The sequence below is a fragment of the Spongiimicrobium sp. 3-5 genome, assembly GCF_046557915.1.
Classification (GTDB): Bacteria; Bacteroidota; Bacteroidia; order Flavobacteriales; family Flavobacteriaceae; genus JBHEBG01.
This window is the reverse complement of sequence record NZ_JBHEBG010000001.1, coordinates 81,615-103,878: the sequence shown is the minus strand read 5'-3', so window position 1 is coordinate 103,878 and position 22,264 is coordinate 81,615. Positions and strand designations below refer to the sequence as shown.

The following is a 22,264-nucleotide window of genomic DNA, read 5'->3' as shown; positions in this document are numbered from 1 at the left end:
CCATTTAACTTATGGCAGACACAATAACCACAGAAGACCAACAACAACTCTTAGGACACCCAAAAGGACTGTTCTATCTTTTCTTTGCAGAACTATGGGAGCGTTTCAGTTTCTATGGCATGAGGGCCCTGCTTACCCTTTACATGGTAAATGTAATTTTTGAGGCCTTATCTACTAGGGACTATGCCGCCGCCGCTGTATATGCGTCTTATGGATCCCTTGTTTATGCCTCTACCGTAATTGGCGGACGAATTTCCGATAAAATTTTGGGAATGAGGCAGTCCATTTTCTTGGGTGGAGTTCTAATGTCGTTAGGACATTTTGTGCTGGCCATAGAAAATAACGTTACCTTCTTTTTGGCCCTTGCCTTTATAATCGTAGGCAATGGGTTCTTTAAACCCAACATTTCTACTTTTGTAGGGACGCTCTACAAAGCTGGAGATCCTAGAAAAGATTCCGGATTTACCATTTTCTATATGGGCATTAATATAGGAGGTTTTGTGGCACCACTGCTTTGTGGGTGGCTTGGTGAAACATATGGATGGCACTACGGATTTGGCTTGGCAGGTATAGGGATGCTTACAGGTTTGTTGGCCTTTTGGAGCGGTATTAAGAAAAACGTTTTTGGAAACAGAGGGCTTCCCCCCAACATAGAAGTTTATGAGAAAAAAGTGTGGGGCATACCGCAAAAACATCTTATACCAATACTCACATTTCTTTCCGCACCTTTAATAGCCTATCTTCTCTATTCTTACAAATCCGTAGGTGGTGAAGGGTCTTTTCTAGAAGGGCAAAATCTGGTAAACATTGCTTTTAAACTTATTGGTGTATCAATCTTGCTCTATATGGGCTACATTATGTACAAGGCTACCTTGGATGAGCGTAAGAAGCTTTTTATGGCCATTTTAATTACCTTCTTTATGACCATCTTCTGGGGTTTCCATGAACTGCATGGAAGTGTTATAACACTTTTTGCGGCAAGAAATGTTGATCTTACAATGATAAATGCTAGTCAGACAAATGCATTAAATTCCATGTTCATTGTAATTCTTTCGATACCTATATCGCTTTTATGGACCTATTTGGCCAAAAAGAAAATCAATCCACGTACACCCTATAAATTTGGTATGGGGCTTATTTTGGCAGGAATAAGTTTTTATGTACTCTCTTTGAGCGGGGGCAGTGCAGATGAAAATGGTATGGTACCCTTTTCTTATTTATTGCTACTGTATTTTCTAATTTCTGTAGGAGAATTGTTCATGTCGCCCGTTGGACTATCAAAGATAACGGATTTATCGCCCAAAAGAATCGTCGCATTTATGATGGGTATATGGTTTCTTTCCTCGGCCTATGCTTTTCAAATTGTAGGCTTCATTTCAAAAAAGTTGGCCATTGAAAGTACAGATAGTAACGTAGGCGGGTTCGAAACCCTGTACGTATACTTAGATGGGTTTAGCTTAATTGCAAAGTATTCACTTACCGCAGGGGTAGTGGTACTTATTTTTTCACCCTTAATGAAGAGATTAATGGGCAATGTACACTAGTTGAATTGATTTTTAACTATTCAAAATAATAGGCTCCCCTTTCTCCAGTAAAGTGAAAAGGGAGCTTTTTTTTCTGGCAAGTTTTCCTCCAACGCCTTACATGGCTTCTATAATTACTACCATCTGCTATTATACCTTGGGGCCTAACAGAATCTATTAGCCTTTCCAAATTAATCTTGGGTGATTGTGTTAATAGTACGTGCCCGGGCCTTAGCTCTTTTGGAGGGTAAATCATAAAACTGTCCACAACAAAAAGCTGCTTGTTGGCAAAACTGTAGCCATTTTTTAAGGGTAGGTAACTTAGAGAATCTATGTATTCCCCAATCCTATAGTTCTCCATAACATTTTTGGCCAATTGGGGGTTACTTGAAAATACCTTCAAGTCACTTCCCCACCGATATGCCAAAACAGTGTTTCTGCTTTGGTGCATTATCAACAACGATTCTTTTTGTCGGATCTGATGGGTATTGTAAAAGGCCCAGCATTGTGCAATCATAATTACAACCAAAAGGGTAACTGCTTTTTTATAGGTCATTTGGGTGCAAAGGCGTACTACACAAATTATGAGGGCATAGCTAATCACTAGTGCGGTTAAATTAAAAGAAACAGCTTCTAGAATAAATAACTCTTGTCGCGCCACCCATGCAATGACAGTGTTCATGAAATAAATTAAGGAGTTGTAAGCAACAGTTAAAAAGTAAGGCAAGCTGTTTAACAAAGAAAGAACAATTACCAAAATACCTGCCCCCAGAATTATGCCCAGAAAAGGAACAACCAGTAGGTTAGATACAAAGAACAGACCTGGAAACTGATGAAAGTAGAATAGGCTAATGGGCAAAACGCCAAGCTGAGCAGCGATACTGACCGATAACAATTGCCACAACCTTTGCAGGAGATAGTTTTTAGGGGACCAGAATTTTTGAAGTAAAGGAAAGATCCAAACTATGGCAAAAACTGCGGCATAACTCATTTGGAATCCTACTTGGAACAATAAACGCGGATCAATGACAAGGAGAATAAAAAACATGGATAGCGCCAAAATATTATAGGTATTGGCTGGCCGATTCAGATACATGGCATATGCAACAAAGGAAAACATGGTAACTGCCCGTACAATAGACGCAGACATACCTGCCAACAACGCAAATGCCCAAAGCAGCACTACAATTAAAATCATTTTTAATGTTCTACCGTGGGGAAACAGCGCTATAGGGCTTAGAAAAAACTGCAACAACAACAAGATAATACCTATATGAAGCCCGGATAAGGCTAAAATATGGACTGCGCCTGCCTTCTTGTAGTTGTCATAGGTAACCTCAGAAATATCATTGCGCTGTCCAAGCAGAAGTGCCTGAATGATACTCAATTCCTGATCTCCAAAGTGTTCTTGCTTTAATTTTAATATGATTTTTTCTCGTAAAATTGAGGCAAAACCGAAAAGGGTTTTACGCGAATTTTGAAACTTAAAATACGTGCCGTTAGATATGTTCAACTGATGGTAAATACCCAGGCCTTCCATGTATGCCGAATAATTAAACTGATGCGGATTTAATGGTGGAGCTATAACTGCTAAAGAGGTCTTCACCATAAGTTCGTCATCAACCTTCAGTTTCGTCTTTAGGGCATCCGATTTTACGTTCAGAAGTATTTTGCCAGAAACCCGTTGCGTTTCAAAACCCATCAGTTCGGCGGTATACTTATCTGAAAATGGGGTTGGTTTCAATACCTCCCTTATTTTTACATGCCATACATGTATTCCGGATGATGCTTTGTGGGTATAGTGATTTTCCTGATTTTTTGGTTGCGAAAGGGAAATGGACAACACTCCGATGGCGATTGCTGTGAAACAGGTAAGCATCCCAAAAATAGATGAGAAAGGACGTTTCTCTCGAGCTAGGGAAATACCAAGAAGTGTTAGCAATGTAATTGCAAAGGTCAATGGACCGTAAACCCCAAAATTTGAATAGTGTCCGATGAGGATACCGCACACAAGGAAAAAGGTAAGCTTAATAGGAACAAATTTTAATAACTGCATACTAAAGCACCCGGGCAGCTTTTACAAAGGCATAGTTCCAAAAGCCTTCTCTTAATGAAGAGACTATTACACCTCGAGAACTGGTGGAATGAATGAATTTAATGTCGTCCCCAATAACATCTACCACAAGACCTACATGATTTATCCGTTTTCCTTTGCGGCTGGTTTTAAAGAATAAGAGATCTCCCTTGGTTACCTTATCCAATTTTATACGCTTGGCATCATCTGCCATCTGGTAAGAAGCTCTGGGAAGGGCCACATTATGCTCGGCAAAGGATACAAAAAGGAGTCCGGAGCAGTCCATCCCTTTTCTTGTGGTGCCCCCAAATTTGTAGCGTACCCCAGAGTATGTCATGGCGGTATTTATAATGCCGTCCGCTTTGGTGAGTACGGTATTGGGAATTTCCTTTGGATTGGATTCCTTGGGAATACTATCGGATTTGGTAGTCCCTTCAACAGATACTGTTCTAGGTTTTGCGTAGGACGTTTTTTTCTTTACGACACCACAGCCGATGAGTGAAAACAGTAGGGAAAAAGATAAGATTTTGCGGACCATCCAAGTTAATTTTGAGTCTCTTGGATATCAAAATTAAGCATTTTCTGCAATTAAGGTGGCGGCTTTAGTACTTGCCCCTTTTCCTCCCAGCTTTTGCTCTAGCTCATAATACGCCTCAAAGAGCTTTTCCCTATGGCCCCCATCAAGAATTTTGGTAAGCTCTACAGTAAGGTTTTTGGTGTTCAAATCGTTTTGTATCAACTCTTTTACAACCTCCTTTTTCATAATAAGGTTTACCAGTGAAATATAATCCAAGGTAATAATACGTTTTGCTATTTGATAAGACAACCAGTTACCCCTATAACATACCACCTGAGGTATTTTAAAAAGTGCCGTTTCCAAGGTAGCTGTACCACTGGTTACCAATGCGGCATACGAGAAGCTAAGCAGATCATAGGTTTTGTTGGCTACGAAACCAATTTTTGGATCGGCTAGAAAAATTGCATAGAAATCGCGCTCCAAACTTGGTGCCCCCGCTATAACAAATTGATATGCTTCAAATGATTTGGTTACCGAAAGCATTACCGATAGCATTTTTTGAACCTCCTGTTTGCGACTGCCAGGTAAAAGGGCAATAATTGGTTTGTTTAGATCTAGGTTGTTTTGCTCTCTAAATACTTTTTCATCCTTAGGTGGCCTGTCTCCAATGGCGTCTATGAGGGGATGACCGACAAAATGAACCGGAAAACCGTGTTTTTTTTCGTAGAAATCCTTTTCAAACGGAAGGATAACGTACATGGCATCTATGTCTCGTTTTATTTTTTTGATGCGACTCTCCCTAGAGGCCCAAATCTGTGGAGAAATGTAATAGTTGGTCTTGTAATGATGCTCCTTGGCCCATTTGGCTATTCTCAGGTTAAACCCGGAATAGTCTATAAATATCACTACATCGGGTTGAAATGCCTTTATATCTTCTTTACAAAATGCAATGTTCCTGAAAATTGCGCCCAAATTAGACAAAACCTCCAAGAAACCCATGAAAGCCATGTCTTTGTAATGTTTTACCAAGTCGCCCCCGGCCTCTTGCATAAGATCACCTCCCCAACAACGCACAACTGCGTCAGCATCCTTAGTTTTCAGTGCTTTGATAAGGTTAGACCCGTGGAGGTCGCCAGATGCCTCTCCGGCGATGATATAGTACTTCATCTAAAACAATTTATAGTAAAGAATTACCATAGCGGTAAGCAAGGTAGCAATTATTACCCCTCTTGCCCGATGGTCTCGATGAAGTTTAAGAAAACCAAAAAAAGCGATTAAATTAAGAATGGCTCCCAAGGCCAAAAGGCTGCCAACGTGTCCTTGGGCCACAGCGGCTTTATACGTGTCCGAAATACTTAGGTCGGAAAATATAACAATATACAATAGTGAGCCAATGGTATTTGCGATAACACCTACCACAATACCTATTAAAATCTCTTTTTTAGTGTTCATGTAAGTTCCAATTGTTGATATGTTGTATGGCATGGTGGGCCGTTAGATCGAACTGGGTAGGTACCACGGAAACGTAGCCGTTTGCCAATGCCCACTCGTCTGTATCCTCCCCTTTGTCCAAAAGTTCAAATTCTGCGGTTAGCCAATAGTAATTCTTTCCCATTGGATTGGTTCTTTTATCGAATTTTTCCTTCCAGTTTGCCCTGGCCTGTCGGCAAACCTTAATACCTTTTATTTCGTCTTTTTCAGTTTTTGGAAGGTTAACATTGAGTACTACACCTTCTGGTATTCCCTTGTCTAAAGCTTCCAAAACAATTTTCTTTACAATCTCCCCTACAGGCTCAAAATTGGCGTTCCAGGAGTAGTCGCATAACGAAAAACCAATTGCCGGTATGCCCTCTATACCAGCTTCTATGGCCGCACTCATGGTTCCCGAATAGATTACGTTGATAGAGGAATTGGATCCGTGGTTAATACCACTGACACAAATATCCGGCTTTCTCTCCAACAATTCTTGCAGGCCCATTTTTACGCAATCGGCCGGGGTACCGCTACAACTGTATTCCATGGTATCTCCTTGGTCTATTTTAACCCTTTTGGAGTATAGGGTATTGTCCAAAGTAATGGCATGTCCCATTCCAGATTGTGGGCTATCGGGGGCTACGACCACCACTTCTCCAATTTCTTTCATAAAACCGATCAAGGCCCTTAAACCGGGAGCGGTTATGCCGTCGTCATTGGTAACAAGAATCAACGGTTTTGCCATTCGATATAATTTAAAGTGTAAAAATACGTTTTTAATGTGGTTATTGGTATAAATCTACCCTATCCCGGCGATATTCTAGTTACTGGTTTATAGGATTTATAAGGGATAACCTCAGATGGTGCAAGTAAGAGGTGGTAACAGCCAAATAGTAATGAACGAATGCTCGGAGGCCCCACCGTTTAACAAAAAATTAATGCCTACGTACAAGGCTGGCATGGTTTTTTCACTATCTTAGAGAATTCATATTGTATTAAGAACCAAGCACAATCCGTCTGAAAGGACAGATTGCAAAAAAATCTAAAAAGATCAGCATATGAAAAAGAATTTTGCCCTGGCTTTACTGATAATGTTAGTTGCTGTAGCTTCTTGCAGCTTTACAAATAAATCTTTTGAAAATGATGATAAGGACAAACTACTGTTAGACCTTATTGCCTATGTCTTGGAAAAAGGCCATTATGAACCAAAAGATATAGATGATGATTTTTCAGTAAATATTTTTGAAGATTTTATTGATGTCCTAGACCCTACAAAGAGATACTTTTTGGAGCAGGACATTATTGAATTTGAAAAATACAAGTTCCAAATAGATGATCAGATCAAGAATACGGATATAAGCTTTTTTAACTTGGTACATCAGCGCTTAATGAAGCGTATGGGAGATGCAAAGGAGATTTATAAAAAAGTGTTGGATCAGCCTTTTGATTACAGTAGGGATGAGACCATAAATATCAAATACGATAATCAGGCGTTTGCAGATTCTAAAAAAGATTTGACAGAACGATGGAGAAAGCAATTGAAATACGCCACCCTCGGCACCTATGATGGAAAATTAACGAACCAAAAGAAGAAAAAAGAAGAAGATCCTTCAGCGGAGATACTTTCTAAAGAGGAAATTGAACTAGCGTCTAGGGAATCTACCAGAAATACCTTGGATGAATTTTTTGATTTCATCGATGATTTGGAACGCAAAGATTGGTTTGTACAATACATAAATACTATTGTGGATGAGTTTGACCCTCATACCTTTTATTTTGCACCCGAAGATAGGGAGCGCTTTGATATTAGTATGTCAGGAAAATTTGAAGGTATCGGAGCTCGTTTGCAGAAAAAACCTGAGGGTGCCAAAATAGTGGAGATTATTTCTGGAGGCCCAGTTTGGCGAGATCAACAATTAGAAGTTGGGGATGAGATCATAAAGGTAGGGCAAGAAGGAGGCACCCCTGTGGATATTGTAGGCATGCGCCTAGATGATGCCATAAAAATGATCAAAGGCCCAAAAGGAACTATTGTAGACCTAACTGTAAGAAAGGTAGATGGTTCTACGCAAGTTATTTCCCTTACTAGAGACGTAGTGGAGTTGGAAGAGTCCTACGCAAAATCGGCCAATATTATTAAAGGCGATCAAAAATTTGGACTTATAAACCTTCCCAAGTTTTATGTAGATTTTGATGATTATAGTGAAAGAAATGCCGCAACTGATGTGGCCAAGGAGGTAGAACGTTTAAAGCAAGAAGGTATAGAAGGTTTGGTGCTAGATTTAAGAGATAACGGCGGCGGATCCCTAAAAACAGTAGTGGAGATGTCTGGACTTTTCATTAAGGACGGCCCAATTGTTCAGGTACGTTCTTCTGGTAAAAACAAAGAGGTCTATGATGATAAGGACGAGCGTATCCAATGGGATGGTCCTTTGGTGATTTTAGTAAACGAGCTATCGGCTTCCGCTTCCGAAATATTGGCGGCCGCAATGCAAGATTATAAAAGGGCCGTGGTAATTGGTAGTAAACAGACCTTTGGAAAAGGAACCGTGCAGAACGTAATTCCTTTAGATAACATTGTTCGTAGCAACGAACATGGGGACCTAGGAGCCATTAAACTTACCACCCAAAAATTTTATAGAATAAACGGCGGATCCACTCAATTGGAAGGCGTAAAAAGTGATGTGGTGGTACCGGACAGATATAGCTATATAGATTTAGGGGAAAGAGATCAACAAAACCCCTTAGCTTGGGACAAGATTTCGCCAGCGGATTATCAAGTATGGGATGGATATATAGATTACGAACAGACCATAGCCAATAGTGAAAGACGTATGGCGGGTAATTCACAAATATCACTGATAGAAGAAAACGCCAAATGGCTAAAAGTACAGCAAGATGAGGTAATCGTTTCCCTAAATTATAGGGACTACAAGAACAAAGAATTGGCGGTAAAGAAAAAATCGGACTATTTTAAATCCCTGTCCGATTACGATTCCAAACTTACTTTCGAATCCTTGAAGTACGAGCAGGAGTTATTCACAAAAGATTCCATTCTTAGGGAAAAGAGAGACCGCTGGCATAAGAATTTGGCCAAGGACGTTTATGTAGAGGAAGCAGTAAATGTTTTACAAGACCTAAAAATCAATAATATTAAGCCTACCAAATTGGCCAGTGTAAAAGGCTAAGGATTTGGATAGTTTATAAACGCTTTTAAAACCCGGTTATCACCGGGTTTTTTTGTGTATAGATTATGGCCAGTGTTATTTCACAAAATATCATTGGTCTTAACGAGTTGAAATTCATAATTTCACCTATATTATTGTCTTATATTCTGTATTATGCCAATCAGGAAAATAGTTGTAATTACTTTCCTCTGTATTTTTGTTATCGCTTGCCAGAGCGACGATTCTGGTGAAGCTGTGGGCGACCCTACACCCAATGAAACAGAGGTTGTAGTTTCGGATGAATTAATTTTAAACCCTTCTGGTTATGCCCCACTTTCGGCAAAGATATTGTTGCAGACCAGCGAAGAAGCTAGGGTAAGCTTAAAGATAATTGGAAAGAATGGGGTAGGTTCCGATTTGGTTCAGGATTTTCCTGGCTTGGGTACTACCTTCGACATTCCGGTACACGGCCTTTATGCCAGTCTTAATAACACGGTAATATTAAGTTTTGAAGATGGCTCTGGTAATAATCTAGGATCTAAAACGTACCAAGTACAAACGGCATCCCTAATCTCGGAAATGCCTCAAATTACCATCCAAGAGGCAAAAAGAGATCAGATGGCAGAAGGGATGACGTTGGTGAGTTACTTTGGACATAACGGATCCTTATTTCCCCAGAGACCTTTCATTTTTGATTCCTATGGAGATATAAGATGGTACTTGGATTTTAGTTTACATCCCCAACTGAACAACCTTTTTTATGACGATGGTATAGCGCAATTGGCCAATGGAAATTTCTATTTTGGTTCTGGGGGAAATGCCTTTGGAGCCGGGGGAGATAACCTTATTTACGAAATAGATCTTTTTGGTAATGTCATTAATACCTGGGACATGCCCGGATACGGTTTTCATCACGAAGTTTTGGAAAAACCCAATGGTAACTTTCTGGTTACGGTAAACAAGTTGTCAGCGGCTACCATAGAAGACCATATAATAGAAATTGATAGGGTCTCAAAGGAAATTGTGAACGTTTGGGATTTAAACCTTTCCATGGAAAATACAAGGACGGCATTGACCAACGATTTAGTAGACTGGTTCCATGCCAATGCTGTGAGCTACGACGATACCGACGATACCATTTTAGTTTCTGGGCGAACACAAGCATTAGTAAAGCTAAATTCCGAGAACGAAGTGATATGGATCATGGGGCCTCATAAGGATTGGGGCATATCTGGCAATGGGATAGATCTTAATACACTTTTGTTGCAACCACTAGATGTAGATGGCCAACCAATTGTAGAACAGGCGGTATTGGATGGGGATGAAAACCATCCCGATTTTGAGTGGAATTGGTATCAACATGCGCCCTTAATAATGCCAAATGGAAACATAATGCTTTTTGACAATGGCGATAACCGCAACTTTACCGGTAATGAAGATTACAGCAGGGCAGTAGCCTTTGGGGTTGATGGGTTAAATAAAACCATACAACAAGTGTGGCAATACGGCAAGGAACGGGGAGAAGAAACATATTCTAGAATTGTCTCGGATGTGGATTATTTGGAATCTGTGGATCATGTGCTTTTTTCGCCAGGAGCTGTTAGCTTCAATGGAAGTCTTTACGGAAAGTCCATCGAAGTGGATTACGATACTCAAGAACTTATTTTTGAAGCAACCATTACACCTCCTTCGGCCTTTTTTGATATCATTACGCTTCATAGAACCGAGCGGTTATCACTTTACGCCAATTAAAGGGATCTCGCCTAAAGGGATCAAATATTTGGCTTTGATAAAACGATTAACTTTGAAGGACCATCAAACCTAAATGAATAAGAAAACAACGTATTCCGTGCTGTTGGCCCTATGTCTGATTGGTTTTTGGGTGTTCGAGAATTTCTATACCCCCGATACCTATTCCAAGGATTTGGATAACAACGAGAAAACGGTAATCCCTACCGTATTGCTACCCAGTTCCACTACCGGTGAACTTGTGCACCACAATCATTTTACACTGTCGTACCGAGAAGATTACGAGCAGGCAGAATGGGTGGCCTATACATTGAAAAAAGAGCACTTAACCTATGACGATAGAAAAAGACCTTATTTTATTGAAGATCCTAAAGTAAGGACCAAGTCCGCAGATTGGAGGAACTATCGAGGTTCTGGTTACGATCGGGGACATCTCTGCCCAGCAGGGGATCGTAGATTTTCGGAAAATGCTTATAATGAAACTTTTTACACAAGCAATATCTCACCACAAGATGCGGCTTTTAATGCAGGTATTTGGAATAGGTTAGAGCAAAAAATAAGGTTTTGGGCAAAAACCCATGGAACCCTTTTTGTAATTACCGGTGGGGTTTTGGAAAAAGGACTACCTAGCATAGGGGAAGAAGACGTGTCCGTACCCAATTACTATTATAAGATCGTCTGTAAGAAAAGGGGAGACAATTTTGAGGTAATCGCCTTTTTATTTCCGCATAAAGAAAGTGCTGCCGAATTAACCCATTTTTTGGTTACCGTAGATAAGTTGGAAGAACTCACCAGAATAGATTTTTTTGCAGATTTATCGGAAACCCTGGAATATGACTTGGAACGCAAAGCAGATCCGACAGGTTGGAAATTTTAAAGCCATTCGTTCAACCGGTTGGCATCCAATCTTAAAAGGATGAAGAGTAATATGGTAAAACCTAAAAGTCCAGAGCCGCCATAGCTAAAAAAGGGTAGGGGAATACCAATGGTTGGAAGTACACCGATCACCATCCCAATGTTTATGAAATAATGAATAAGGAGAATGGAGATAACGCCGTAACCGTACATTCTGCTAAACGCATTTTTTTGACGTTCGGACAAGTACACTAATCGCAAGAGCAGTAGTGTAAAAAGTAACACTACCGTAGTAGTACCCAAAAATCCCCATTCCTCACCTACCGTGCTAAAAATATAGTCGGTATGTTGCTCCGGAACAAAATCTCCTTTGGTCCTTGTCCCTTCTAAAAAACCTTTGCCAAAAAAACCGCCAGATTCTATGGCTTTTTCAGACTGATAGGTGTTATAACCAATTGTCTTTCTAATTTCCTCTAATTTTTGCGGATCTTTTTCCAATCTCAACCAAAGACTGAACCTATCTCTATGACGTTGCTCAAATACAGAGTTAAAAACAAAATTTACTGATAGGGAAAAGGCCACGGCCACTACAAACATAGACAACAAAGGCAAAATAGGCACTTTAAAGGAGGATCTTTTTAGTAACAAAAACAGCGCTATTAACAAGGCCAATACAATAGCTACCCAAATAGTGCCGAACATTAGTGTAGTAATAAAAACCACTATGGTCAATAGACCTATACCAAGATAAAAAAGAGGTAGACCTTCGCGAAACAACACAAATATTAATGCAAAGAAAACCAGGGCACTTCCCGGATCTGGCTGTGGAATTATCAGTAAAGCAGGAATTAAAATGATCAAAAATGCATAAAACTGATCTTTTCTTCTTTTAATGTCTGTCTGTATATCACTTAGATATTTGGCCAAGGCCAGGGCGGTAGCAATTTTCGCAAACTCGGAAGGCTGAAAATTAAAGAAACCCAAATTGTACCAGGAAGTGGCACCTGCAATGGTTTTTCCAAAGACAAAAAGCCCTAATAATAGTACTCCTGAAATTATGTATAATAGGCTTGAAAAACGTTCGTAAAAACTTGCTTCCAAAGAAAGCACTACCACGATACTTACAAGACTAACACCAATAAAAAAAAGTTGTTTCCCATATAACTGACCAAAATTGAAGATAGACGGATGGTCTTCTGAAAAGGTGCTCGAATAGATGTTCAACCATCCGATACCAATCAGTGAGATGTATAGAAAAACGGTAAGCCAATCTACCCGCTTAAGGGCACTTCTACCAGACATATTGGTTTATCTCAAAGGGTTGCCCACTATATGGTTTGGCATATTCGTGCTCTAAAGTTTTTTCCAGCATACGTTGCTCCAGATCTTTACGGGTAATTTCGCCTTTGAGATACTTCTCTATCATAAGCGAAGCTATATGGCCTGCATATCTAGAACCATAATACCCATTTTCTATGTATACCGCAATAGCAATTTTGGGATTGTCTACCGGAGCGAAAGCCACAAAAACAGAATGATCTGTCAGCTGGGTTTTTACCCCGTCAATTTTAGTATAGTTTTCAACAGTTCCGGTTTTACCCGCAATTTCTATATCGGGTATTTGTACCCACCTACCAGTTCCTTTTTTGTAGACTTCTGCCATACCCTGTATTACAGGATCAAAATGTTGTTTGTCTATGGTAGTATGCTTGGCTTGCGTAAATTGGGGTTTGCTAATTTCTTTGTCCCCGATCTTCTTAAGTACGTGTGGGGTAAAATAATGACCTCTATTGGCTATGGCGGCGGTCATATTCGCCAACTGAATGGGTGTGGCAGCAACTTCTCCTTGTCCAATAGAATTGGAAATTATAAAAGACGAGGCCCATCTATTGTCTCCATAGACCTTGTCGTAATATTCTTTACTGGGAATCCTGCCACGTCTGCCGGTGGGGAGGTCATACCCAAGATAGTTGCCCAAACCAAAACTTTTCATGTGTTTTTCCCAGACATCTTGCGCCTCGTCGGTAGTAGGGTATTTGTCGTATATTTTTCTAAAAGTACCGGCGAAGTAGGCGTTGCAAGATTTGTAAATGCCAGAATTCATATTTCGAATTCCTCCTCCGCAATGACACCCTCTTTTCTTTCGACCTACAAAAAAACCATTATAGCATCTTATGGTAGTTTCTGGTTTAATAACACCTTCTTGCAAAGCCACCAATGCGTTTAAAGTTTTAAATGGGGATCCCGGAGAAGGTTCTGCCAATATAGAGCGGTCCCAAGTGGGTTGGGCAATGGTATCGTAATAAAGTTTTGTGTAATTTTTTGATCGTTCCCTGCCCACTAGAAGAGACGGATCATAGGTTGGGCCAGAAATAAGCGCTAAAATTTCTCCCGATTTTGGTTCTATAGCCGCTATTCCCCCTCTTTTCCCATGCATTAGCCTTTCACCGTATTCCTGTAGTACCTTATCCAAAGTAACATGCAACTCTTTCCCTTGCTCTGGTATGGTATCCAGTTTACCGTTCTTATAGGGGCCAATATCCCTGTTAAACCGATCTTTTTGGATATACATAACCCCTTTTCTTCCTCTTAAAACCTCTTCATATTCTTTTTCGATTCCGGTACGCCCTGTTAGTTCTCCTGCTACATAATAAGGGTTTTGCTCTAAATCGCGATCGTTGACCTCACTAATATAACCCAGCACATTGGCACCACTGTTGGTAGCATAGTATCGCAAGGACCTCTTTTGAATGTAGAAACCCTCGTACTTCCTCATTTTTTCTTGAAGACTGGCGTAATCCTCTTTGGATAGTTGTGGCACCAGTACCGACGGAAGTCTTGGGGAGTACCTTCTTGCTCGTTTTAAGGTTTTTATAAAATTGGCCTTGTCTATTCCAAGAAGGTTGCAAAACTCTAAAGTATCCAAGGGTTTAACCTCCCTAGGAATTACCATTACGTCGTAAGCGGCCTGGTTGGCAACCAATAATTTCCCATTTCTATCGTAAATATAGCCACGCTCCGGATAATCATAAATGGCTTTTATTGCAGGGTCTTCCAGTACCTGATCCGTAGAAAAACTGAATATTTGAAGATAGGACAACCTACCGATAAAGGTAATCCCGATTATTAGGATAATCGACGATAACAGAATCTTCTTCATCTATTTATTACTTGGCCTAAGGGCATAATTAAAACAATTTCACGCAGGTTAAGATAAAGATAATTCATTCTTTACTTACACTAAATAACGAACTAAACAAAAGACACAAAATTAATGTGGCCCCGCCCGTAAACAAGGTTTTCTTTATAATGGATACAAAGCTGGCTAAATCGAAGATTTCCAGAGTAAAGAAAACAAGATGGTGCGTTACTACTAATAACGCTAAAAAAGTAATTTGTTGTGCCCGGGTACTACCAGATAATCTAAAACTTTGAAATTCATAGTTAACACCAAAACAAAACCGCATTATTGCTGGCCTTAAATAGGCGATAGTTACTGTAGACGCAGCATGGAGGGCCATAGTGTCCGAAAAGAAATCAATGGCAAGACCAAGTACAAAACTTACCACGATGAATATAGACCTATTTTCCTTGATAGGGTACCAATACAGGAACAGTATATAGACCATGGGGTTTATAAAACCAAAAAAGTTCAGTTTGTTGAATACCAAAACTTGCACTAATATGAGTAAGATAAACCGAATAACGTTTATGTAGTAATAATTACTGATCATTGGCTGTTTCTAATTCCAATTGCAAGATTTCTGGCCTGTTTGTATTGTTAATGATATACACATTTTTAATGTTTGTCATGTCATTGAACAACTCTACATCTATATTGTAAAAACTTTGTGAGGTGTTCAGGTCAAACTTTTTGATGATTCCAATAGGAATATTTTCGGGAAAAATACTGGACATGGCTCCGGTAACAATGGTATCCCCTACAAACAGGGTTACCAGTCTAGGGATATCCGCCAATTGTACCACATTATATTGCTCGGTGTTCCATATCAGGGATCCAAAGTGCTCGGAATTTTTAATTTTGGCATTGATATTGGATCGTGTGTTAAGGATGCTCTGGACGCTTGCATAGTTAGATGAGGTATTCTCCACGATACCGAGTATTCCTTGTGGTGTAATTACCCCCATATCTTGGACTATTCCCTGTTTCTCCCCCTTGTTTATAGTGATGTAATTTCTTTGATTGGAATAACTGTTCTTTACTACTTGTGCCGATGTAATGGTAAAAGCTACGTTAGAGGTATCAATAGCTACGGAATCGGGTTGTTTAAGATTGAAAAGCAGTTTTCTTAGTCGCTGGTTTTCTTCAAGAAGCGTTTTATTCTCTTGGTCTAGATTGAAATATGAAGTTACATCGGAAAAGGTCTCATAGATACCACCTGTTAGCCAATTGGAAGAGTTGAAGAATTTTGAGCGGTGGTAGCTGTGCGATTGAACGGTGAATGCCAAGGCTATGGTCAACAATAAGAAATAAAGCAACGAAGTTTTATATCTTATTATGAAGTTGATTATCTGCTGCATCCACTTTTACGATTTTGGGTACTATGTTTGTAAATGGGCTATGGAAAGTTGATCAAGAAAATCCGGTAAGATGTTACAAGATTTACTTGATGAGTATACTCTTATAGCGCTCCAAATTTTTTAGTGCAATTCCCGTCCCACGTACAACAGCTCTTAGCGGGTCTTCTGCAATATAAACCGGTAGATCTGTTTTTTGGGATAATCTTCGGTCTAGGCCTCTAAGCATGGATCCTCCCCCGGCCAAATAAATTCCTGTATTGTAAATGTCCGCTGCCAGTTCTGGAGGTGTCTGCGATAGAGTTTCCATTACAGCATCTTCTACTCTAAGAATAGATTTATCCAAGGCTTTGGCAATTTCCCGATATGAAATTTGCACTTGTTTGGGTTTACCTGTCAGTAGATCTCGTCCCTGCACCGATTTTTCATCCGGTGGGGTTTGCAGATCTTCAGTGGCAGAACCAATTTCTATTTTAATATTTTCCGCAGTACTCTCGCCCACATACAAGTTATGTTGGGTTCTCATGTAGTATATAATGTCATTGGTGAACACATCACCCGCAATTTTTACGGATTTGTCACAAACGATACCACCCAATGCAATAACCGCAATCTCAGTGGTTCCACCACCTATATCAACGATCATATTTCCTTTGGGCTGCATAATATCCAACCCAATACCTATGGCCGCAGCCATTGGTTCATGAATTAAATACACTTCCTTGCCGTTTACACGTTCTGCAGATTCCTTAACGGCCCGCATTTCCACTTCCGTTATACCAGAAGGGATGCATATTACCATTCTTAATGCAGGTGGAAACCATTTTTTCTTTAGTGCAGGAATGTTTTTGATGAACATATTGATCATCTTTTCCGAGGCATCAAAATCCGCAATTACACCATCTTTAAGTGGTCTAATGGTCTTTATGTTCTCGTGCGTCTTCCCCTGCATCATGTTCGCTTCCTTACCGACCGCTATGATTTTACCACTGATCCTATCCCTTGCCACTATAGATGGGCTGTCAACCACCACTTTGTCCATATGAATGATAAGCGTGTTGGCGGTGCCTAGATCAATCGCTATTTCCTCGGTTAAGAAATCAAAAAATCCCATTATAATTAGTTTGGTTTCGGATTAAAAGTAAGTTTTATCGGCAAAAGTAGCAAAATTAATGCTTAAAATGGCGTGTGCCAGTCATTACCATCGAAATTCCGTTTTCATTACAATAATCTACACTTAACTGGTCCTTTATAGATCCTCCCGGTTGTATAACACTGGTAATACCACTTTTATGGGCAATTTCAACACAATCAGGGAAAGGAAAGAAGGCGTCACTGGCCATTACGGCACCCTGTAAATCAAATTTGAACGAGCTGGCTTTGTGAATGGCTTGGTTAAGTGCATCCACTCTCGATGTCTGTCCGGTTCCGCTAGCACATAGTTGTTTGTCTTTGGACAGAACAATGGTATTACTTTTGGTATGTTTGCACAGTTTTGATGCAAAGATCAAATCTTCCAACTCTTTTTCGGAAGGTTTTTTCTCCGTAGCATATTGCAAATCATCAACGGAATCGGTTCTGTTGTCCTTGTCCTGTACCAGTACTCCGTTTAGACAAGTACGTACCAAAGTTTCTGGGAGAGAAACTTCATTTTGGATTAAAATAATCCTGTTCTTTTTTCCTTTAAGGATTTCCAGTGCCCCATCGGAATAACTAGGAGCAATAACCACCTCACAAAACAGTTTGTGTATTTCTTCGGCGGTTGCTTCGTCAATTTCCACGTTACTGATCAGAATACCGCCAAAGGCTGAAACAGGATCACCGGCCAACGCATCCACGTAAGCTTGGTGAATATTTGTCCTTTGTGCTAGTCCACAGGCGTTGTTGTGTTTAAGAATGGCAAAAGTAGGTTCTTCACCCTTAAACTCATTCATTAAATTTACCGCAGCATCCACGTCTAACAAATTATTATAGGATAGCTCCTTCCCATGTAGTTTTGTGAACATGGCATCAAAATCGCCAAAGAAGAATCCTTTTTGGTGCGGGTTCTCTCCATAGCGCAGCACATTCCCTTTGGTTTCACTAATCTTTAAAACTGGTGTTTGGTGTTGGTTAAAGTAGTTGAAGATTGCTGTATCGTAATGCGAGGAGATATTGAAAGCCTTGGTGGCAAAATGTTTGCGGTCTGCTAAGGATGTATTCCCGTCGCTATTGCTAATAAGATCTAAAAATTCGGTATAATCCTCCATGGAAGAAACACAAAGTACATCTTTGAAGTTCTTTGCTGCGGCCCTAATCAATGAAATACCACCTATATCTATTTTTTCAATAATGTCTTGCTCAGAGGCACCATCGGCAACGGTTTTTTCAAAGGGGTATAGGTCAACGATTACGATATCCAACTGGGGAATTTCATATTCTTCTAATTGGGCAACATCCCCGGCGTTGTCCTGTCTGTTCAAAATACCCCCAAAAACTTTGGGGTGAAGTGTTTTAACCCTTCCCCCTAAAATTGAAGGATAGCTAGTAACTTCCTCTACAGGAACTACTTCTATTCCCAGCTCTTTAATGAATTTTTCGGTACCACCTGTAGAATAAATGGTGATGCCAAGTTCGTCTAATTTTTTAACGATAGGTGCCAGACCGTCTTTGTGAAATACAGAGATCAAAGCTGAAGTGGCTTTTTTGGAAGTGCTCATTTTATGTGCTTATGGTTAAGGAAACGTCCTCCCAAAAACTAAGCGCCTTGGAAGGGCTTTTATACTTAGTTGTCTTTTTAGAAAGTGTTGAGACATTGGCCCAAATACTGTCTTAAGGACAACGATTGACAATCGCACAAATGTAATTTTTTTGAGCTTAAAAAAAGAGAAGGGTTATTAACAAAACCGTTAAAGTTTTAAAGAATTTGGGCCACTTTTTGGTTTACGAATTCCAAAAAACGCTCGTCTTCCTCTGTGAATGGGTCCGGGGTATTGGAATCTATATCAATTTGACCAATATTCTCCCCATTTAGGAACAAGGGAATCACAATTTCGGATTTTACAGTAAGGCTACAAGCAATATAATTGTCTTGGGCAGCTACATCTGGCACAACAAAATTTTCATTAGATACGGCCACTTGTCCACATATTCCTTTGCCGAAAGGAATAATGGTGTGGTCCGTGGGTTCACCCGCGTATGGGCCTAACTTTAACTCTTGTTTGTCACCATTCTTAAAATAGAAACCCACCCAGTTATAGTAAGGAACACTTTTTTTTAAGAGGTCGCATACTTTTTTTAGACGGATATCTACCTCTAAATCCGTATTCTCGAGGATTTGAGCTACTTGAGGTTCTAGAGTTTTAAGCATAATACGTTTTCACAAAAATATTTAAATAGAAGCTTTTAAGTCGAGTTTTTATTCAAAAATTTACAGTGTAATGTCACTTAAACTTTAGTTAAAGGATGGAAGGTAAATTAGGAGAAATGAATTATTTTGTATTTTTGCGAAGATGAAAGGTGTTTTCCATAAAATAGCTTCCGTAGCCATGGCCTTGTTGTTATTGGCCTCTACCACCTCATGGATGGTTGGTAAGCACTATTGTATGGGGCATTTGGTAGATATTGCCTTCTTTACCGAAGCGGATAGGTGTGGTATGGAAGCGGACCTTACCAAAGATACACTGGTAGAAAAAATGAGTTGCTGTGATGATGAGGTCATTGCAATTGATGGTCAGGACGATTTAAAACTATCGTTCAACGATCTTAGTTTGGACAACAGCATTTTTTTAGCAGCGTTTACCTTCACTTTTATTGATTTATTTGAAGGACTTGCGGAACATATAGTTCCCCATGATACCTATCCACCTCCTATATTGGTCAAGAACATTCAGCTGTTGGACCAAGTATTCCTGATTTGATTTAGACGTACACACCCTAATTATTAATTATTGGGTGTTGATTGCCATTCTCGAAACTCGAGATTCCACACGCTTTGTGGGAAGCAAGGACGTACATCGGAATTTCCGATACCGTCAAAAGTTTAAATCAAAAGTAAAAACATGAGATATAAATATTGGTATTGTCTTGTTCTTTTTCTACTTATAGGAAGAATAAATGCACAAGGCCCCCCGATTACCGCAGATAAACCCATTATGTTGGGTGGTGGTAGTTTTACCACCAAAACCTTGGTGGAGATTAGAAATACAGAACGTGGAACATTTACTTATATCCCCGTTATGCTACATTTTTTGCCTACGTCAAATTCTTTGGTGGCCCTGCACCTACCTTACCTGGGCTATGATTTTGATAATGGTTCGGATGGCAGCGGTTTGGCAGATATTAAAATTATGGGCAAGTATCAGTTCTTGCGCAAGGACGGCACCGGCAAAACCTTTCGCATGGTAGCTAAGACCTTGCAGACCTTGCCTACAGGCGAAGAGCTAGACATCGTGGACATTAGCACCGGAAAATACGCCGGATATTTTGGTATTGTCGCCGGGTATGAGTCCTTAAAATATGGTATTTCTAACGAAGTAGGTTATAATTGGATGCCAAACGGCACCTTGGATGAACTAAGGTATAAATTGGGTTTTGGACTTCCTTTATTAAAACCACAGTATCCCAATAAGCAATTGAACCTTTATTTTGAGTACACCAACTCTTGGTTCACAAGCAGGGATTGGTATCAATTGCTTTATGCACAGGGAATACAATACGCCAGAAAGAACATTACGTTCGATCTTGCCGTACAAGTACCCCTTGTAAATGATGTAGACAATGGAAGGAAATTAAACTATAGTATATTCTTGGGAACGAGATACACCTTTTAACAAAACAATGAATCTGTTATAAAATTAAAGAATCATGAAAAAAACAATAGTAACAACTTTGGTCATAACAATACTGACTGTCTTCAGTGCAAATGCGCAGAAGGCGATGGATAATTTTCTGGTGCAGGTAGATGGACTTGGCTGTCCTTTCTGTGCCTATGGACTGGAAAAGAAGTTTAAAGAGTTTAAAGGAATAAAACAAGTAAAAATAGATATTGAAACGGGTGACTTCAGTTTTAGTTACCCTAGTGAGAAAGCCCTTAGTATGGAAGCAGTTACCAAACAGGTAGAGAAGGCCGGGTATACACCTGTCACTTCCAAAATTGTACGGGCAGATGGTACTGTGGAAGAATCCGGGAGTAAACCAATAAACCGGGAAAGTGCGGCAAGTTTGCAAGAAAAACAGGTAAGGGTTGCCGGTAATTGCGGCATGTGCGAAGCAAGGATAACCAAGGCGGCCATGGATGTGACAGGAGTGGTCGGTGCCACATGGGACAAGGAGACCAAACTGTTATCTGTAAGCTTTGACCAAGATAAGGCCTCCATGTCCGATATTGAAAAAGCAATTGCCAAGGTAGGGCACGATACGAAAAACCATGCGGCTAAAACAGATACCTACGGAAACCTTCCGGCTTGTTGCCATTACGAGAGAATTCAATAATAATTTTGTGCCCTGTTTTTAGGAGCAGGGCATTTTTATAATTCATAATTAAAATGAAAAAGGTAATTTTAGTATCGAGTTTGATCGCAATAATTCTTGGATGTTCGGAAAAAGCACCGAAGGAAATGGCTTGGTCTTTAACAGAGACCATTCAGATAGAGGGCGTCAATCCTATAGGAATTGCAGCATTAAATAGTGAAATCTGGCTTTCCGATGGGGATCACAATAGACTGGTAAAGATAGATGAGAAGGGTAAGGTTGTTAAGACAATAGATTCTTTAGATAGACCCATGCATATTGCCGCGGACGAAAGCGCGCTGTTTATACCACAATATGGGCTAGATAATGTAGCTGTTTTTAACAACGGCAAGAAAACTGCGTTGGTGTTGAAAGATAGTTTGGATGCCCCTGCAGGGATATCCGTTTATAAGAATGAAAAGGCTATTGCAGATTTTTACAACAACAGAATCTTATATAGTAATGGAAACGCTTGGATAACATTTGGAAAGGAAGGTAATGCCGCCGGAGAATTTTATTACCCAACCGATGTCCAGATAACATCTGATAGGATATGGGTAGCCGATGCATACAATAATAGAGTCCAGGTGTTTAATAAACAGGGAGAATTTCTTCGGATGATCGGGGTTGATCAAAAAATGAACGCAGCCACTGGTATCTACGTTTCTGATAGGGAAGTTTTTGTGACAGACTTTGAGAACGACCGGGTTTTGATTTTCGATTTTGAAGGAAACCTAAAGCAAGAATTAAAAGAAGCGATTCATAAACCAACGGATATTTTAATAAAGGATGATGCGTTGTTGATAATTAACTATAGAGATGGAAGATTAAACCGGTACGAGTTAAAGGAAAAGTTGAAAATCTAAAAACATAGCCG

General features: G+C 39.9%; 20 protein-coding genes. 8 read left to right on the top strand and 12 right to left on the bottom strand.

Annotation, left to right across the window (positions count from 1 at the left end; genetic code table 11):
• Positions 1-11 precede the first annotated feature (11 nt).
• A complete protein-coding gene (locus ACEQ81_RS00500; RefSeq protein WP_411028881.1) occupies positions 12-1,544 on the top strand; it encodes a peptide MFS transporter in 1,533 nt (510 codons plus the stop codon).
• A gap of 16 nt (positions 1,545-1,560) precedes the next feature.
• On the opposite strand, the gene ACEQ81_RS00495 is transcribed toward ACEQ81_RS00500, so the two are convergent.
• Genes ACEQ81_RS00495 through surE form a run of 5 tightly spaced genes read right to left on the bottom strand, consistent with a single transcriptional unit; the run spans position 1,561 to position 6,332 of the window.
• A complete protein-coding gene (locus ACEQ81_RS00495; RefSeq protein ID WP_411028880.1) occupies positions 1,561-3,579 on the bottom strand; it encodes a ComEC/Rec2 family competence protein in 2,019 nt (672 codons plus the stop codon).
• A gap of 1 nt (position 3,580) precedes the next feature.
• Positions 3,581-4,135 carry a C40 family peptidase gene (locus ACEQ81_RS00490; RefSeq protein ID WP_411028879.1) on the bottom strand — a complete coding sequence of 185 codons (555 nt, stop codon included), beginning with the start codon at positions 4,133-4,135 and terminating at the stop codon, positions 3,581-3,583.
• 33 nt (positions 4,136-4,168) lie between these two features.
• Positions 4,169-5,281, bottom strand: coding sequence for a lipid-A-disaccharide synthase (lpxB, locus tag ACEQ81_RS00485; RefSeq protein ID WP_411028878.1), 1,113 nt, complete (start codon positions 5,279-5,281; stop codon positions 4,169-4,171).
• On the bottom strand, positions 5,282-5,566 hold the full coding sequence (locus ACEQ81_RS00480) for a hypothetical protein (protein WP_411028877.1): 285 nt from the start codon (positions 5,564-5,566) through the stop codon (positions 5,282-5,284). It lies immediately after the preceding gene.
• Complete coding sequence (surE, locus tag ACEQ81_RS00475) at positions 5,556-6,332, bottom strand: 5'/3'-nucleotidase SurE (protein WP_411028876.1); 777 nt, start codon at positions 6,330-6,332, stop codon at positions 5,556-5,558. The genes ACEQ81_RS00480 and surE overlap by 11 nt, the downstream gene beginning before the upstream one ends.
• A 313-nt stretch (positions 6,333-6,645) precedes the next feature.
• On the opposite strand from surE, the gene ACEQ81_RS00470 reads away from it, so the two are divergent.
• The 3 genes from ACEQ81_RS00470 to ACEQ81_RS00460 all read left to right on the top strand — a co-directional run bounded on the left by ACEQ81_RS00470 (position 6,646) and on the right by ACEQ81_RS00460 (position 11,380).
• Positions 6,646-8,775: a carboxy terminal-processing peptidase gene (locus ACEQ81_RS00470; RefSeq protein ID WP_411028875.1), complete on the top strand. Its 2,130-nt coding sequence runs from the start codon at positions 6,646-6,648 to the stop codon at positions 8,773-8,775.
• A 153-nt stretch (positions 8,776-8,928) separates the two neighbouring features.
• A complete protein-coding gene (locus tag ACEQ81_RS00465; protein ID WP_411028874.1) occupies positions 8,929-10,506 on the top strand; it encodes an aryl-sulfate sulfotransferase in 1,578 nt (525 codons plus the stop codon).
• A 73-nt stretch (positions 10,507-10,579) separates the two neighbouring features.
• Complete coding sequence (locus tag ACEQ81_RS00460) at positions 10,580-11,380, top strand: DNA/RNA non-specific endonuclease (RefSeq protein ID WP_411028873.1); 801 nt, start codon at positions 10,580-10,582, stop codon at positions 11,378-11,380.
• Here ACEQ81_RS00460 and rodA read toward each other — a convergent pair.
• The 7 genes from rodA to ACEQ81_RS00425 all read right to left on the bottom strand — a co-directional run bounded on the left by rodA (position 11,377) and on the right by ACEQ81_RS00425 (position 19,246).
• Positions 11,377-12,660, bottom strand: coding sequence for a rod shape-determining protein RodA (rodA, locus tag ACEQ81_RS00455; protein ID WP_411028872.1), 1,284 nt, complete (start codon positions 12,658-12,660; stop codon positions 11,377-11,379). The two genes, ACEQ81_RS00460 and rodA, sit on opposite strands and share 4 nt — an antisense overlap.
• Entirely contained in the window at positions 12,650-14,518 is a 1,869-nt protein-coding gene (locus tag ACEQ81_RS00450) for a peptidoglycan D,D-transpeptidase FtsI family protein (RefSeq protein ID WP_411028871.1), read from the bottom strand. The genes rodA and ACEQ81_RS00450 overlap by 11 nt, the downstream gene beginning before the upstream one ends.
• Before the next feature lie 64 nt (positions 14,519-14,582).
• Entirely contained in the window at positions 14,583-15,092 is a 510-nt protein-coding gene (locus ACEQ81_RS00445; protein ID WP_411028870.1) for a rod shape-determining protein MreD, read from the bottom strand.
• Positions 15,082-15,900 (bottom strand): rod shape-determining protein MreC, encoded by an 819-nt coding sequence (mreC, locus tag ACEQ81_RS00440; RefSeq protein ID WP_411028869.1) that lies wholly within the window; start codon positions 15,898-15,900, stop codon positions 15,082-15,084. Before mreC ends, ACEQ81_RS00445 begins: the two co-directional genes overlap by 11 nt.
• Positions 15,901-15,982: 82 nt before the next feature.
• Complete coding sequence (locus ACEQ81_RS00435) at positions 15,983-17,011, bottom strand: rod shape-determining protein (RefSeq protein WP_138657482.1); 1,029 nt, start codon at positions 17,009-17,011, stop codon at positions 15,983-15,985.
• 55 nt (positions 17,012-17,066) lie between these two features.
• Positions 17,067-18,596 carry a bifunctional phosphoribosylaminoimidazolecarboxamide formyltransferase/IMP cyclohydrolase gene (gene purH / locus ACEQ81_RS00430; RefSeq protein ID WP_411028868.1) on the bottom strand — a complete coding sequence of 510 codons (1,530 nt, stop codon included), beginning with the start codon at positions 18,594-18,596 and terminating at the stop codon, positions 17,067-17,069.
• Between the two features lie 197 nt (positions 18,597-18,793).
• Positions 18,794-19,246: a GAF domain-containing protein gene (locus ACEQ81_RS00425; RefSeq protein WP_411028867.1), complete on the bottom strand. Its 453-nt coding sequence runs from the start codon at positions 19,244-19,246 to the stop codon at positions 18,794-18,796.
• 142 nt (positions 19,247-19,388) lie between these two features.
• Here ACEQ81_RS00425 and ACEQ81_RS00420 point away from each other — a divergent pair, with 142 nt between their 5' ends.
• The 4 genes from ACEQ81_RS00420 to ACEQ81_RS00405 all read left to right on the top strand — a co-directional run bounded on the left by ACEQ81_RS00420 (position 19,389) and on the right by ACEQ81_RS00405 (position 22,253).
• Positions 19,389-19,796, top strand: coding sequence for an HYC_CC_PP family protein (locus ACEQ81_RS00420; protein WP_411028866.1), 408 nt, complete (start codon positions 19,389-19,391; stop codon positions 19,794-19,796).
• Between the two features lie 141 nt (positions 19,797-19,937).
• Positions 19,938-20,708, top strand: a complete 771-nt coding sequence (locus tag ACEQ81_RS00415) for a hypothetical protein (protein ID WP_411028865.1) — start codon at positions 19,938-19,940, stop codon at positions 20,706-20,708.
• A gap of 34 nt (positions 20,709-20,742) precedes the next feature.
• Entirely contained in the window at positions 20,743-21,369 is a 627-nt protein-coding gene (locus ACEQ81_RS00410; RefSeq protein ID WP_411028864.1) for a heavy-metal-associated domain-containing protein, read from the top strand.
• Positions 21,370-21,422: 53 nt separating this feature from the next.
• Complete coding sequence (locus ACEQ81_RS00405) at positions 21,423-22,253, top strand: NHL repeat-containing protein (RefSeq protein WP_411028863.1); 831 nt, start codon at positions 21,423-21,425, stop codon at positions 22,251-22,253.
• Positions 22,254-22,264: the final 11 nt, after the last annotated feature.

Coding starts and splice junctions, on each gene's coding strand:
- ACEQ81_RS00495 (WP_411028880.1), bottom strand. CDS start 3,579: ATGCAGTTATTAAAATTTGTTCCTATTAAGCTTACCTTTTTCCTTGTG.
- ACEQ81_RS00410 (WP_411028864.1), top strand. CDS start 20,743: ATGAAAAAAACAATAGTAACAACTTTGGTCATAACAATACTGACTGTC.
- ACEQ81_RS00425 (WP_411028867.1), bottom strand. CDS start 19,246: ATGCTTAAAACTCTAGAACCTCAAGTAGCTCAAATCCTCGAGAATACG.
- ACEQ81_RS00420 (WP_411028866.1), top strand. CDS start 19,389: ATGAAAGGTGTTTTCCATAAAATAGCTTCCGTAGCCATGGCCTTGTTG.
- ACEQ81_RS00450 (WP_411028871.1), bottom strand. CDS start 14,518: ATGAAGAAGATTCTGTTATCGTCGATTATCCTAATAATCGGGATTACC.
- ACEQ81_RS00490 (WP_411028879.1), bottom strand. CDS start 4,135: ATGGTCCGCAAAATCTTATCTTTTTCCCTACTGTTTTCACTCATCGGC.
- ACEQ81_RS00480 (WP_411028877.1), bottom strand. CDS start 5,566: ATGAACACTAAAAAAGAGATTTTAATAGGTATTGTGGTAGGTGTTATC.
- ACEQ81_RS00465 (WP_411028874.1), top strand. CDS start 8,929: ATGCCAATCAGGAAAATAGTTGTAATTACTTTCCTCTGTATTTTTGTT.
- ACEQ81_RS00445 (WP_411028870.1), bottom strand. CDS start 15,092: ATGATCAGTAATTATTACTACATAAACGTTATTCGGTTTATCTTACTC.
- rodA (WP_411028872.1), bottom strand. CDS start 12,660: ATGTCTGGTAGAAGTGCCCTTAAGCGGGTAGATTGGCTTACCGTTTTT.
- ACEQ81_RS00470 (WP_411028875.1), top strand. CDS start 6,646: ATGAAAAAGAATTTTGCCCTGGCTTTACTGATAATGTTAGTTGCTGTA.
- ACEQ81_RS00435 (WP_138657482.1), bottom strand. CDS start 17,011: ATGGGATTTTTTGATTTCTTAACCGAGGAAATAGCGATTGATCTAGGC.
- ACEQ81_RS00415 (WP_411028865.1), top strand. CDS start 19,938: ATGAGATATAAATATTGGTATTGTCTTGTTCTTTTTCTACTTATAGGA.
- mreC (WP_411028869.1), bottom strand. CDS start 15,900: ATGCAGCAGATAATCAACTTCATAATAAGATATAAAACTTCGTTGCTT.
- ACEQ81_RS00405 (WP_411028863.1), top strand. CDS start 21,423: ATGAAAAAGGTAATTTTAGTATCGAGTTTGATCGCAATAATTCTTGGA.
- purH (WP_411028868.1), bottom strand. CDS start 18,596: ATGAGCACTTCCAAAAAAGCCACTTCAGCTTTGATCTCTGTATTTCAC.
- lpxB (WP_411028878.1), bottom strand. CDS start 5,281: ATGAAGTACTATATCATCGCCGGAGAGGCATCTGGCGACCTCCACGGG.
- surE (WP_411028876.1), bottom strand. CDS start 6,332: ATGGCAAAACCGTTGATTCTTGTTACCAATGACGACGGCATAACCGCT.
- ACEQ81_RS00500 (WP_411028881.1), top strand. CDS start 12: ATGGCAGACACAATAACCACAGAAGACCAACAACAACTCTTAGGACAC.
- ACEQ81_RS00460 (WP_411028873.1), top strand. CDS start 10,580: ATGAATAAGAAAACAACGTATTCCGTGCTGTTGGCCCTATGTCTGATT.